Source organism: Pirellulales bacterium, from assembly GCA_019636335.1.
GTDB lineage: Bacteria > Planctomycetota > Planctomycetia > Pirellulales > JAEUIK01 > JAHBXR01.
The window spans coordinates 1-13,590 of sequence record JAHBXR010000048.1; the positions used below are offsets into that span (position 1 = coordinate 1).

General features: G+C 62.4%; 13 protein-coding genes and 1 tRNA gene. 5 read left to right on the top strand and 9 right to left on the bottom strand.

Going from position 1 to position 13,590, the window contains the following annotated elements; translation table 11 throughout:
- On the top strand, window positions 1–645 hold a 645-nt coding region (locus KF708_24565; protein MBX3415878.1), incomplete at its 5' end, for a hypothetical protein.
- A gap of 27 nt (window positions 646–672) precedes the next feature.
- Here KF708_24565 and KF708_24570 read toward each other — a convergent pair.
- The 5 genes from KF708_24570 to KF708_24590 all read right to left on the bottom strand — a co-directional run bounded on the left by KF708_24570 (window position 673) and on the right by KF708_24590 (window position 4,470).
- Window positions 673–1,878, bottom strand: a complete 1,206-nt coding sequence (locus KF708_24570; GenBank protein MBX3415879.1) for an NADH-quinone oxidoreductase subunit D — start codon at window positions 1,876–1,878, stop codon at window positions 673–675.
- Between the two features lie 71 nt (window positions 1,879–1,949).
- Complete coding sequence (locus KF708_24575) at window positions 1,950–2,480, bottom strand: NADH-quinone oxidoreductase subunit C (protein ID MBX3415880.1); 531 nt, start codon at window positions 2,478–2,480, stop codon at window positions 1,950–1,952.
- Between the two features lie 83 nt (window positions 2,481–2,563).
- Complete coding sequence (locus KF708_24580; GenBank protein ID MBX3415881.1) at window positions 2,564–3,154, bottom strand: NADH-quinone oxidoreductase subunit A; 591 nt, start codon at window positions 3,152–3,154, stop codon at window positions 2,564–2,566.
- A gap of 268 nt (window positions 3,155–3,422) precedes the next feature.
- Window positions 3,423–3,914, bottom strand: a complete 492-nt coding sequence (locus tag KF708_24585) for a DUF2203 domain-containing protein (protein ID MBX3415882.1) — start codon at window positions 3,912–3,914, stop codon at window positions 3,423–3,425.
- Window positions 3,915–3,942: 28 nt separating this feature from the next.
- The gene (locus KF708_24590; protein ID MBX3415883.1) at window positions 3,943–4,470 is read right to left on the bottom strand and encodes a 4Fe-4S binding protein; all 528 of its coding nucleotides are present in this window, start codon (window positions 4,468–4,470) and stop codon (window positions 3,943–3,945) included.
- A 1,032-nt stretch (window positions 4,471–5,502) separates the two neighbouring features.
- Between KF708_24590 and csrA the strand changes: the two genes are divergently transcribed.
- The 3 genes from csrA (at window position 5,503) to KF708_24605 (ending at window position 7,641) form a co-directional block, all read left to right on the top strand.
- Window positions 5,503–5,721, top strand: a complete 219-nt coding sequence (gene csrA / locus KF708_24595) for a carbon storage regulator CsrA (GenBank protein MBX3415884.1) — start codon at window positions 5,503–5,505, stop codon at window positions 5,719–5,721.
- 258 nt (window positions 5,722–5,979) lie between these two features.
- A tRNA-Glu gene (locus KF708_24600) sits at window positions 5,980–6,054 on the top strand.
- 129 nt (window positions 6,055–6,183) lie between these two features.
- Window positions 6,184–7,641 carry a hypothetical protein gene (locus KF708_24605; protein ID MBX3415885.1) on the top strand — a complete coding sequence of 486 codons (1,458 nt, stop codon included), beginning with the start codon at window positions 6,184–6,186 and terminating at the stop codon, window positions 7,639–7,641.
- On the opposite strand, the gene KF708_24610 is transcribed toward KF708_24605, so the two are convergent.
- Window positions 7,633–9,525 carry a cyclic nucleotide-binding domain-containing protein gene (locus KF708_24610; GenBank protein ID MBX3415886.1) on the bottom strand — a complete coding sequence of 631 codons (1,893 nt, stop codon included), beginning with the start codon at window positions 9,523–9,525 and terminating at the stop codon, window positions 7,633–7,635. The genes KF708_24605 and KF708_24610 overlap by 9 nt on opposite strands.
- Window positions 9,526–9,690: 165 nt before the next feature.
- Here KF708_24610 and KF708_24615 point away from each other — a divergent pair, with 165 nt between their 5' ends.
- Window positions 9,691–10,722 (top strand): ferrochelatase, encoded by a 1,032-nt coding sequence (locus KF708_24615; protein ID MBX3415887.1) that lies wholly within the window; start codon window positions 9,691–9,693, stop codon window positions 10,720–10,722.
- Here KF708_24615 and KF708_24620 read toward each other — a convergent pair.
- The 3 genes from KF708_24620 to KF708_24630 form a co-directional block, all read right to left on the bottom strand.
- The gene (locus tag KF708_24620; protein MBX3415888.1) at window positions 10,688–11,098 is read right to left on the bottom strand and encodes a cobalamin B12-binding domain-containing protein; all 411 of its coding nucleotides are present in this window, start codon (window positions 11,096–11,098) and stop codon (window positions 10,688–10,690) included. The genes KF708_24615 and KF708_24620 overlap by 35 nt on opposite strands.
- Before the next feature lie 18 nt (window positions 11,099–11,116).
- Window positions 11,117–12,769 carry a methylmalonyl-CoA mutase gene (locus KF708_24625; GenBank protein MBX3415889.1) on the bottom strand — a complete coding sequence of 551 codons (1,653 nt, stop codon included), beginning with the start codon at window positions 12,767–12,769 and terminating at the stop codon, window positions 11,117–11,119.
- 492 nt (window positions 12,770–13,261) lie between these two features.
- Entirely contained in the window at window positions 13,262–13,552 is a 291-nt protein-coding gene (locus KF708_24630) for a hypothetical protein (protein ID MBX3415890.1), read from the bottom strand.
- Window positions 13,553–13,590 lie beyond the last annotated feature (38 nt).

Sequence of the window (13,590 nt, forward strand, 5' to 3'; positions counted from 1 at the left end):
GGATGGCGTCGAACTGACAAATGCACCGCGCAAGAACCGAGCGAGACGCTAAAGGCTATTCGATTCTATCCGCCACAGTCGCAGGAATACTTCGTCGAGTTCTTGAATGTACCAGAGATTGGTGAAGCCGATGAGAAGCAGTGGCGCCCGGTGCACTTGGACGACGGCTATTATGGCTTGCCCAGTTTTAGATTCCTGCGAATCGCGTCGATCAACCGTCTCACGTCGACGGTGGGACTCGAGTATGCTCGACCTTCCCTGATGGCGGCAGCCAACCTGCTTTCCCATCCCAGGGTAGGCACCGTGCGGATTCAGACCGGAAACTTCAAGGACAAGTTGCGTTCCGCCAAGGACCTGGGGCGAGTGATCGCACTGGCAAGATTGACTGGCCGAGAGGACACCGAATGCTGGCAGGATGAATGGCGCGACGCGATTCGGCAATGTTTTCCGCTCGACTTTGCCAGTCTAATGGCGACACTAGGCAGCGGCTTGGAGGAATTGCTCGAGGATGAAAACGCCTTCGACGAGGCGTGCGTCACAACAGATGTCGGATTGCTCAACGGGATGAATGTCTCGCCGGCAATGCTCCGCGCTACCGGGCGCCGCCTCTTGGAAGACGTAATCCTGCCGCTTCGCGGTGAATAGGGAGCACTCCAGATCCCTGAGAAAAACCTAGCGGTCGATCTCGCCCATTACGATGTCGAGCGAGCCGAGGATTGCCGGCACGTCGGCGATCAGGCAGCCGCGGCAGAGCTCGTGAACGACACACAGGTTCGAGAAGCAACTGCTCCGCGCTCGCACGCGCCACGGTATGGGCGTGCCATCGCTCACCAGGTAGAAGCCCATCTGCCCCTTCGGGCATTCCGTCTCGAGATAGCTTTCTCCCTTGGGGAGCTTCTCGGTCAGCTTGACCGGCTCGCCGTACGAGCCCTCGGCCGTGCTGTAACGGTCGATCGCCTGTCGCACGAGATCGATCGACTGCATCACCTCGAGCATGCGGACATAAAACCGGTGCCAGCAATCGCCTAGCACCGCCAGGTTCGGCACGGCCGGGTAATTGTGGTCCTTCGGATAGTGACCGTCCTTCTGCACGATCACCTCGAAGGCGTAGCCGTCGTACATCTGCGTGTAGAACTCTTCGCCGTCGCGGCGCAGGTCCTGGTCGACGCCGCTGCCGCGCAGCACCGGGCCCGTGCAGCCATAGGCGATCGCCATCTCAGGAGAAAGGAGGCCGATATTCGCGGCACGCCGCACGAAGATCGCGTTCGTCGTGAGCAACTCGTGGCAATGGTCGATCACCGGCAGCAGCTCGTCGAGAAACTTCTCGCACTTGGCCAACCAGCCGCGCGGCAGATCGTGCGTGGCGCCGCCGACGGTGATGTAGCTGTAGGTGAGCCGCGCGCCGCAGGCCTCTTCGAACAGGTCGAGAATCTTCTCGCGTTCGCGGAAGCCGTACATAAAGGGGCTGAACGTGCCGAGGTCGAGACCGTACGTGCCCATGCCCACCAGGTGGCTGGCGATGCGCCCCAACTCGGCAATGATGACGCGCAGGTGGCGCCCCTTCTCGGGCACCTCGAGCTTCATCAGCTTCTCGACCGTCAGGGCCCAGCCGAGATTCATGTTCATGCCGGCCAGGTAGTCCATCCGGTCGGTGTAGGGAATCCACTGCCGCGGCGTGAGATTCTCGCCGATCTTTTCCGCGCAGCGATGCAGATAGCCGATGTGCGGCGTGACCTCGGAAACGACTTCGCCGTCGGTTCGCAACACCACGCGCAACACGCCGTGCGTGCTGGGATGCTGCGGGCCCATGTTCACCAGCATCTCGTCCGTGCGAACGTCGAACTCGATGATGCGGGGATCGTCTAGCTTCGTGGCCATCTGAATCTATCTTTCAGGCTGCGACGCCGGAGCAGGCGCCCGGCCGTGGCAATGCAAACGAATGAAAACCCTTACTTACCGCGAATACCGTGGTACTCGAGCGGCATCTCGTAATCCTTGCGCAGCGGGTGCCCCAGCCAATCCTCGGGGCACAGGATGCGCCGCAGGTTCGGGTGCCCCACGAAGTGAATGCCCGACAGATCGTACGTCTCGCGTTCGTGCCAATCGGCGGTGGGCCAGATCTCGGCCACGCTGGGCACCTCGGGCAACTGCCCCGGCTCGTCGTCGCGCCAGCGCGGCAGCATCACCTTGAGGACCAGGCTGCGCTTGTGCGGCACGCTCCACAGGTGGTAGACCATCTCGAGGTGGGGCTGCCACGTTACCTTGGCGGCCTTCTTCGGATCGGGCTCGAAGTAATCGACGCACGTGATGCAGTTCAACATGTCGAACCGCAGATCCTGCTCGTCGCGCAGATACGTGCAGATCTCGAGCAGGCCGTCCGCCGCGATTTCGATCCAAGGATCGACGCCCCCTAATTCGGCGCCGGTAATCTTCGCCCCGAACTTCTTCTTCAGGCGGTCGACAAAGGCCTGACCACTCATGCTCGCTCCGAAATGCGTAAGAAACTCGTCTGCTCAGAAATCACGGAAGGCCGTTCGGACAGAGGTTGAACGGGCCGCGTAGCTCAGACCAACATCGGCTCTTCTTCTTCGACCAGCGACGGACCCGTCGGACTACGCTCGGCACGTTGGTGACTGACGGCGCGCACCCAGTCGAGATCGCCGCGCTTCCAGACGTAGGCGAAGCCCACCATCAACACGGCGAAGAAGACGAGGATATCGGCCAACGACGTCCAGGCGATCCGGCTGGCCAGGGCCGTGATCTCGCTCGGGTCGAAGGGAGCTTGCTCGACGGCGTTGGGCACGCCCAACTCGCGCAGCGTGCCAGCCACGGCCGAGTTGTAGACGGCGTCGGGTTGATTCTGCAGGTGCGGATCCATCAAGTGCGTGGCCTTGCCAAACACCGTGGCCCACGGAAAGAAGAAGGCGACTTCCACGTCGAAGATGATGAACAACAACGCCACGACGTAAAAGCGAATGTCGAACTGCACAAAGCTCGAGCCGATCGTCGGCTCGCCGCATTCGTACACCTCGAGCTTTTCCCTGTTCGGCGCTTTGGGACGCAGGAAATGCCCCATGCACAAGTGAACGAAGAGGAAGAGCAGACCTACCGTCGTGAACAAGGCAAGGTAGGCGACAATCGACGTCGGTGTCATGGCGGCGCGTGCGGTAAGAGGCGCTCGAGCGACACGATCCAAGACTGGCACCACGTGGCATCAGCTCGACCAAAGCCCGAATGCCGGTTCATTTTAGGAACGACGCGCCCCTTTGCAAGGGTGCTCGAGCGCGGTCCGACGTCACCGGCCGGCGAGATTCGACCGCAAAAGCCTGACACACGACAGCTCGGCATCCGAACGTCGTTGCGAATGACAGCCAACCGAGCGGCGCGAAAAAAACCGGGAAGCAGGGGCAGACTGCGTGCGGCTAGATTTCGCCGTCGGAAGCCGGTGCGTCGTCCGTTTCGCCCGACAAGGAAGAATCGCTGGCCACGCTATCGGCCGTGAGCGTTTGTCGCCCGGCAAATCCGGCGTCTAATTCGTGCCAGTAGAGCACCTCGGGCTCACCCAGCCGCCAGCAGAGATAGACGACTCGGCCATCCATGTGGCAGGGAAAGTCGACCAGCCCTTCGATTCCGTTCTTGGGTTCGACCCCCAACTGCCGCAGTTCGTCGATATAGCCCTGCAGTTCGCCGCGGTCCTTTTCCAGCTCGTCTTCGATCTGGGCCAGCTCGGCACTGTAAGGGTCGCCGGGCTCGAGCTCGCGCGAGCCACGCAACAGCGCAAGGCGCTCGCGTCGATCGACCAGCTCGCGCGACAAGCGGGACAGATCGGTCACGATGGCCCGTACCAACGGGAGCGTGGCATTCGCTTCTTCGAGCGTGAAGAGCTTGGCGTGGCTGGGAACTTCGACCGACATGCTACTTGCGCGTCTGTCCGATCGCGCCTCACTGATTGGGGCCGCCGTGAACCGGTTCCGCAATAACCTTCGACTCGGCCACGAGGGTTGGGTTCAACGTGGCACGTCCCCACGCCGCCTCGACCGGCAGACGCGAGAAGTCGACGATGCATCCGTCCCGGCTGTAGCAGCTCAGGTCGTGGGTCGCTCCCATAAAGATGCAATCCACCGGGCAAGGCTCCACGCACAAGGCGCAGAACATGCACTTCGAATAGTCGATCGTGAACGTCGTGATGCGAAAGCCCTTGCCCTGCGGCACGCGCTCTTTGCCGATGTAAATGCAGTCGACCGGGCAGGCCTTGGCGCACTGATCGCAGGCGATGCACGTGGTCAAGTCGTAGCGGTGGAAGCCCCGATATCGAGCCGCCACCGGAACCGGCAACTCCGGATACTCGTATTGATGGGTGAACGTACGGCGCTCGGGATCGTAGGTGATCAACCAGTAGCGGAGCGTTACCCACATACCGCTCGCCACGGTCATCACCGCGTCGCGAACGTCGCGAAACCACTGCAACATGCTACTTCCTTCAAACCGGCGCGCGGGGGGCGCGGCTAGCGGCCAAATCCGCGCCGCGCGGCCATCCCAAACGCCGCAAGCGAACCACGGAGATCCTTGTCCGGTCAAATTATAGACGGGTACCGATGCACCGCAAGCGGCGCTGCTGCTAGCGGAACGGAGAGGCCTGTGTTTTCAAACTTCACTCTTCTACTCCCTGAGCAACCTGCCTGGCGTAAATCGAATCACTTCGACGGCGGAGCGTGAGCGATCGCATCCAAGAGCGCCACACCGCTCGCCTCGTTGCGTTGCACACCAGCCTGGAGTTCAGCACAGCAGATAGCACGAGCGAACCACGATCGGCTAGCACGACGTCGCCGGTGCGATTTCGCAACGTGTCCAAGTCGCAACGCCGGCCGCGCCAGGGGCTTGAGCCTTGCAAGGGGGCATGGATCCCGCCGCAAAGCAGGCCGATTGCTTGAGCGTTCATGCTCAGCTTCGTCGTTCTGCAGGGTAATGCAGCCGTCGAGCGCTGGGCCCTTCTCAATAAGCGACCATGCTGCAATGGTTTAGGTCGACCCCCATTGGCAGCCATGCATCCCCTCCCTAGGTAGTCGTTACCCCCGAGCATTCAGCATGAACTGCCAAACCGCTATGGCTGGCACAGCCCTTTAGATACAGCCATAGCTTGCCGGACAGAGGGGCAATCGCCCGCACTGAAATACAGACCACAAACGATTGCGGGTAAACACTTTGTGATTCAAGCCCGGGTGAGTCGAATGGCTTTGAGGGGGTAGGTGCGGGGCAGGCCCTCTACGAATCCTATGCCAAATGGGACAAAAAAACGTTCCAAATTGGCTTTCTTGGCAGGTCATTAACTTGACTCACCCCAACGGCCACGTAGAGTAAAGGGTGACTGCGTAACTTACGCACCTGGCTGGCCTGGGCTCGAGGAGAGCCCTTAACGAGGCGCGCCCAAGGGCGCGAAATCGCCGAATCGCCGATCAGGACACAGGATGCCCGCCCAGTAGGAAACGAGCGAAGGAAAAGGCGATGTTGGTCCTATCTCGCAAGAAGAACGAGAGTATTGTCATCAACAATGACATTACGATCGTAGTGGTTGAGATTCGCGGTGACAAGGTCCGCCTGGGAGTGGAAGCTCCCAAGGAAGTGCCCGTGCATCGTCGCGAAGTCTATGAAGCCATTCGGCGTAACGACGGCGCTGACGCGGCTCGCCCGGCGGAAAAGGCGGATACTTCAGGCGAAGTTTGAAGTATCGACGCTCTTTTTTCCCTGCCTGCGACCACTTCTCCGTCCTCTTCGCCGCACATCAACGATTGAACCAGGCGGTTTCTTCGTGCGGTTGCCCTATGGCCTCAACGTGTACTCCGCGCGTTGCGCGCATCCCCCTGGGCGTGCGAACCTCGTGCTACGTCGAGGACTCTCTCTAGTGGCACTTGACGTTACGACGCGCGGCGGTTTATACACGCCTCTGCGGTTTGGTTGCTCGCCGAGTTACCAACGACTGCTGGCCCCGTCGTCTAGCCAGGTCTAGGACACAGGCCTTTCACGCCTGCAACACGGGTTCGAATCCCGTCGGGGTCACTTTTACGCTTTCAGCCACGCGCAGGAGAGCGTTTCCGGCCAACGCTGCTCGCATGTCCGTTCGAGTAGCACTCGTCTGGCTATCGGCTCGGGCCGCGTCCTTGGCGGCCCGGCCCCACTCGGTGCCGCTTGTCGGTCGTTTTCCAACGGCCTCACTCCTTCTCCAACTCCCTACTCCCCGGACGCCATTGCGCGCAAGTTGAAAAGAAAACTTGCTTGTCTGGCCTCGAACGAAGAGAATCCAACCGTGGTCGGCGCGCCACGGCACGTCCGATTGAGCTTTTTGTCGGCAGGGTGTCTGGAACGCGATCCTTTCAGGATCGCCAAAAGGGGAGGTCGCCCGTGCGTTCGGCAATTCTTGCGCTTCTGCATGCGCTTGCGTTTCTGCTCTTCGTCCGCGTGCCCGTCGCTGCCGGCCCGCTGCAAACGCTCCATCAATTCGACTGGCGTTTCCCGGGCTCCACGAGCGCTGGCACGCCGTATGGCGGCGTCATCACCGACGGCACAAAACTGTATGGCACCGGATTCTTGGGCGGGGCCAACGGCCTGGGTGCGATCTATTCCCTGAATCTCAATGGCTCCAACTACCAGACACTTCACTCGTTCGGGCTGGCGCAAGGCAGCGAGCCCGAGTCGAGCCTGGTATTGATTGGTTCAACTCTCTACGGCACGGCCGCCAATGAATTCAACACCCCGAACGTGACCGGCACGGTGTTCTCCATCTCGACCTCGGGGAGTTCGTTTCAAGTGCTGCATTCGTTTCTGAATAGCGAAGGGAGCAGTCCCCGGCCGGGCCTCGTCGCGTTGGACTCGCGACTCTATGGAACGACGACTGCCTTTGGGACAAACGGACGGGGCGCCCTGTTCGGCATTGATCCTTCGGGTGCCAATTTCCAAGTGACGCGGCCCTTCACAACCGGCGATGGTACGCCAGGATCAGGCGGGCTGACCGTCGTCGGAGAGCGTCTGTTTGGCATCGCCAGTGGCGGCGCGTCCGGCAACGGAGAAATCTATGCCGTCGATCCAGACGGCAGCGACTTTCAAGTCATCTTCAGCTTCCCCTCGCAGGTCCTCGGCAAAGACCCGCGCGGAACGATGCTCCTGGTCGGCGACCGGCTCTTCGGCACGACCTACGCCGGTGGCACCTCGAACTTGGGTTCGATCTTCTCGCTCAACACCGACGGAACTGATTTTCAATCGCTCAAGTCGTTCGGCGGCGCCGACGGCGTTGGGCCTCTCGGCGGAATGACGCGAATCGGAGACAGACTCTACGGTACTACCGGACGTGGGGGCATCGACGACAAGGGGACGTTGTTTTCCCTGCGTCTGGACGGCTCCGATTATCAGATCGTGCATCATTTCGAGGGAGGTGACGATGGCGGCGCCCCTCAGTCGGCCTTGATGGCCCACGGCAATACGCTGTATGGCACGACAGGGGGCGGAGCGCTGGGTTATGGCACCGTGTTCGCCGTTACGGTCCCCGAGCCCTCGTCGCTGGTACTCGCGATTTTGGGGATCGCCGGCTACGGTGCCATCGCCACACGCACAGCCAGGTGGCGAATGCGCGGAAGCGGTTCGCTAGCGTGATTCCAGATCCGCGATGAGTTGCTTCAACTGCGGCATCACTTCGGCCGCGGCCGCTTCGCCGACGTTGGCCAGTTCGTGCGCGCGGCTGAAATCGCCGAACTCGAAGGCAGACGCGTCGGGCGTGATCAACAGGTCGACATAATGCGCCCGCAGCGCCGCAAGCCCCGCGTCCTGCACCTCGCTCAGCCGCAAGAAGGTCTCGATCATGCCAGGGCGGCGCATGCGATGCGTGGGCGTGGACGGCACATTGCCGCCAAATCGCGGCGCGAGCTTCCAGGTCACGTCGACTCCGATCACGAGATCGGCCCCGCGCTCGGGCAGGATGTCGGCCGGCAGGCTGTTCAACACGCCTCCGTCGACCAGCGCCATACCGTCGCGCAGGATCGGATGCGACATGATCGGCAGATTGATGCTTTCGAGCACGGCATGGATCGCGTCACCCCGCTCGCGAATCACCTGTTTGCCACTCACCAGGTCGACCGCCACCACATAGAACGGCACGCGCAACTGTTCGATCCGCGCGTCTCCCGCGTAGGGTCGCAACATGGCGTCCCAGGCGCCGGTGCGAAACTTGGAGAGCAAATACCAGCTTCGACCGCCGGGCATCATGCGAAAGTGCCGCGGCGGCGTCAGCACGCGTTGGAAGTTCTCGAGGGCATACTCGGCCTCCCAACCACCCGCGTAAGAAATGCCGGTCAGCGCACCGCTGCTCGTGCCGGCGAGCATATCGATACAGATATCTTCGCGTTCGAAGGCGCGCAACACCCCCAGGTGAGCCATGCCGCGCGCTCCGCCGCCGCTGAGCGCCAGGCCGACGCGCGTCCCGCGCAGATAGCGAATCAACCGTAGCAGGCTGTGGCGTTGCGCGCGCGTCGTCGCCTCGCCGCTCGCGGAGAGGACGACTTTGAAATCGGCCGGGGCGACGCGAATATCGTCGGGCACGAGCGGCGCGAAGCGCTCCTCCTCGCGTTCGATCCACACGAGATGAATCCGCTCGGCCAGTGCGGGAGCTTCCATGAGCAGCTTGCGCAGGGCATCGAAGGCCGCCTCGGCGTAGCTCGACTCGATGAGCCACCAGACCTGTTCGCACGGTTCGAGCACCTTGCCCAGCAGTTCGCCATAACCCCCGAAAGTGACATCGAGAAAGACGCGCTCGTGATGCTCGGCCACGTGCGCCAATCGCTCGCGAATCGCCGCAGTTTTGGCCGGCACGTCGAGCCCCTCGGGAATGCGTTCGACGAGGTACCCCCCGTCGGGCATCAACCGTTCGACGCGATCGGTCAGGATCTCGACCGATCCACCAGTGCCGACGAGCAATCGTGCCAGTGGCTTCACCAACTGCTGTGTGCGCGGCGACGTGTTGACCAGCCCCACGATCGTCGGCTGCCAGCGGCGCGGTCGCCGGACCGTAACCCGCTGTAACCGGAATCCCAGCGCGCGGCTCAGATTGGCGCCGAAGGCCGGGATCGTCGTCAGCAGTCGCTCGAAATGGGCCAGGTCGAGCTCGAGCAGCTCGGTATCGACCACGGCGGTGATGGTGGCCATGTGCGGCTGCGCGGTGAGCATGGCCATCTCGCCAAAGTGCTCGCCGCGTCCCAGATGGTCGAGCAGGCGAAACTCGCGATTCGGCTCCTCGATCGACACGCGGACGCGCCCCCGCACGACGACGTACATGCAGTTGCCGTGCTCGTGCTGGCGGCAAACTACCTCGCCCGCGTAGAAACGTACGAGGCGGACATTCTCGGCCAGCGAGCGGATCTCGGCCGCGTCGAGCCCGCGACAGAGGTCACACCGCCGCAGACACTGTTCGGCGGCCGAAATCGACCGGCGCCGCAGCAGTTCGTCCGCGGCCGGCGTGTCGTGATTCGTGGCGGGTTCGTCCATAGCGTGCGACCATTCCGCGGGGTGCGCGGTCGAGGGTGACCCTTCGTCCGGTCCCTGTCAAGGTCAGCCGAGCAAGGTCCCGCGGCGGCCCCGCGTTGAAATCGGCGGCAACGGTGCGAATAATGCCCACGCTGAATCGTGCCAAGTCCCCAGGGAGTGTGACGCTTGAGCGAGAAGTACGATGCGATTCTGATCCTGTCGTTCGGCGGCCCCGAAGGTCCCGATGACGTGCTGCCGTTTCTCGAAAACGTGCTGCGCGGCAAACGGGTGCCCCGCGAGCGGATGTTGGAAGTCGCGGAGCATTACCACCACTTCGGCGGACGCAGTCCGATCAACGAACAAAATCGGACCTTGATCGCTTCGCTCGAGCGCGAGCTGGCCACGCATGGCCCGCGGCTCCCCATTTACTGGGGCAATCGCAACTGGCACCCCCTGCTCACCGACACGCTGGCCCAGATGCAACGCGACGGCGTCCAGCGCGCGCTGGCCTTGGTGACGTCGTCGTTCAGTTCCTACTCGGGCTGCCGTCAATATTTGGAAGATATCGAGCGCGCACGGACAGAAGTCGGCCCCGGCGCGCCGCGGGTCGACAAGATTCGCGCGTTCTTCAACCACCCGCTCTTCATCGGGGCGATGACCGATCACGTTCGCGCGGCCCTCGAACGACTGCCTGCCGAGCGTTGCCCGGCGACGATGCTGCTCTTTACCGCGCATAGCATTCCGACTTCGATGGCCGCCACGTGCGACTACGTGGCGCAATTGAACGAGGCCAGTCGCTTGGTGGCCGAGACGGTCGACTGCTCGCCATATCGGCTGGTGTATCAGAGTCGCAGCGGCCCGCCGACGCAGCCCTGGCTCGAGCCCGACGTGATCGATGCCCTCGACGAACTGCACGCAGCCGGACGGCAGGACGTGGTGATCGTGCCGATCGGCTTCCTCAGCGATCACATGGAGGTGTTGTACGACCTCGATACCGCTGCCGCCGCGCATTGCGAAAAGCTCGGCCTGAACATGGTTCGCGCAACCACCGCGGGCAGCCACCCGAAATTCGCCACGCTGGTGCGCGAGTTGGTCGAAGAACGCGTGTTGGGCAAGGAACCACGCGTCGTGGGCAACCTGCCGGCGCGGCCGCCCGTCTGTCCCGCCGACTGTTGCGCCTCTGTCAGCGCCGCGCGGCCTGCGACAGAAACTCGGTGATCTCGGTCAGCGACGCCCCCGGGGTAAACACCTTGGCGACGCCCAGTTGTTCGAGCGTGGGAATGTCACCCTCGGGAATGATCCCCCCCAGGATCAAGGTGACGTGCGAGAGGCCCTTCGCGCGGAGCGCTTCAGTCAACAGGGGGACGAGCGTCTTATGCGCGCCCGACAGAATGCTGATTCCCAGGACATCGGCGTCTTCGTCCTCGACCGCGCGTACGACTTCCTCGGGCGTCTGCCACAGGCCGGTGTAGATCACTTCCATGCCCGCGTCGCGCAGCGCTCGCGCCACCACCTGCACGCCGCGGTCGTGGCCGTCGAGCCCGACTTTGGCGAGGACAACACGGATCGGTCTGCTGCGCGTGGCGGTGGACATGACGGCTCGGACAAATGACTAGGAAGAGGACACGGCGGGATTGTAGCGTCCCAACACTTCGGCCAAGGCCGCCATCGTTTCGCCGACGCTCACGCGCGCCCGGGCGGCGTCGAGCAAGGCCGGCATGAGATTCTCCTTGGCCCCAGCCGCACGGCGGACCTCGTCGAGTGCCTGCTGCATGGCAGCCTGATCGCGCTCGGCCTTCACCCGCGAAAGATTCGCCAACTGCGTGTGCTCGATCGCCTCGTCGATCTCGAGCGTCGGCACCGTCGTGTGATCTCCCTCGGTGAAGGCATTCACGCCGACGATCAACTTGCGCCTGGCGTCTACTTCGCGCTGGTACAGGAACGCGCTATCGGCGATCCGGCGGCGGAAATAGCCATTTTCGATCGACGAGATCATGCCCCCCTGGCGCTCGATCTCGCGGAAGATCTGCTCGGCCTCTTCCTCGATGGCGTCCGTCAGGCTCTCGACGGCGTGGCTGCCCCCGAGCGGATCGGCCGAGTTCACGACGCCCGTCTCGAAGGCGAGCACCTGCTGCGTCCGCAGGGCGATCGTCACGGCTTCCTCGGTCGGCAGCGACAAGGTTTCGTCGCGGCTGTTCGTGTGCAACGACTGGCAGCCCCCCAACACCGCGGCGAGCGCCTGGTAGGCCACGCGGATTACGTTGACCTCGGGCTGCTGCGCCTGCAGACTCACGCCGGATGTTTGCGCGTGGAAACGCAACATCCAACTGCGTGGGCTCGCCGCGCCATAGCGTTCGCGCAGGTGCCGCGCCCAGATGCGCCGCGAGGCGCGGAACTTGGCGATCTCCTCCAGGAAGTCGCTGTGCGCGTTGAAGAAGAAACTCAGACGCGGGGCGAAGTCATCCACCGCCAGCCCGCGTGCGATCCCTTGTTCGACGTAGTGGAATCCGTCGGCCAGCGTGAAGCCCAACTCCTCGGCGGCCGTGGCCCCCGCTTCGCGGATGTGATAGCCGCTGATCGACACCGGGTTGAACTGCGGCACGTGGCGGGTGCAGAACTCGATCGTATCGGTCACCAGTTTTACGCTCGGCGCCGGCGGAAAGACGTATTCGTTCTGCGCGTGATACTCTTTCAGAATGTCGTTCTGCAGCGTGCCACGAATGCGATCCCAGCTCACCCCCTGCCGCTCGGCCACCACGAGGAAGAATGCCAGGATGATCGCCGCCGGCGCGTTGATCGTCATCGACACCGAGACGCCCCCCAGGTCGATCCCCTGGAACAGACGTTCGAAATCGTCGATCGTATCGACCGCCACGCCCAGCCGCCCCACCTCGCCGCGCGATGTGGCATGATCGCTGTCGAGCCCCATCAGGGTCGGCAGGTCGAACGCGGTGCTCAGCCCAGTCTGACCTCGCTCGAGGAGGAACTTGAAACGCTGGTTCGTCTCGGCCGGCGTGCCGAAGCCGGCGAATTGCCGCATCGTCCACAAACGGCCGCGGTACATGTTCGCATGCACGCCGCGCGTGAACGGGTACTGCCCGGGATAACCGAGTTGCGACTCGTACTCGTCGCTCGTCTCGGCCGGCGCGTAGAGTGGCTCGATCTCGCGACCGCTGATGGTGGTCAGACTTGTGTCGCGCTCTTGAGCCTTGGCAAGTGCAGCTTCCCAGGCCTCACGGGCCGATGTCTTCGAGTCGGTGGCCATGTGGGGGGATATTCTCGCGAGACGGTATTTCGCCCGTTCGTCGCTAGGGGGGCGGAGATCAACAACATCTTGCGCGCGCGACGAGTGGGGGGTAATGAATTCTATCGCGCCGCGGCCAGCCGAGACCGGACCGCAGGCAGACCTTTAGAGTAACCTATGCGGAACGGTCGATGCCAGACGGGTTTGAGGCCGATTTCGCCCTGCGAGCGAGAAGCATTTGCCCGGCAAAACCGACATCCTTGCTCACGCGGCAGTCGCAGGTGTCGTAGCGGTAGCTGATAACCCGGTCCCTTTTAGGGGCCACTGGCTCTGCCAGTGTTTCTTGGGTTTGGGTCAGCGGTTTCAAGCGAGGCTCGCCCTGCTTGAGAACCCGACCACCCGGACTGCCAGGATTCGACGTTGTACTGAAGACGCTGGCCGCGCTGCTTCGGTTGACTCGAACGAGCACTGGCGGAGCCAGTGGCACTCAGAGCACTGCAGCCTTTTCTATTCTCAAGAGTTAGGCATCTCGCACAATTCCACGGATCCACCGTGGATGACAGTTGGATGCTTCTCAAGCAAACCCAATATCTTCTGCTTATCGTCGGAATCAAATCGCATGTAGCCCACAATATGGTCCGTTGGCTGTGCTGACTGCGCATCGCCAATCACCATTCTTTTTCCGATCTCGCTGCCTCCTTTGAATAGTCCACTTTCGTGTGCGGCCGTAAAGAAGGTTTCCCATTCTTCCGGGGTAGAATCGCTCTTGAGGTTGCCTTGAATGAGGAGGATATATTGGGTCATCTATTTTTCTGTCGTGGAGAAGAAAAGGTATCAGGGAC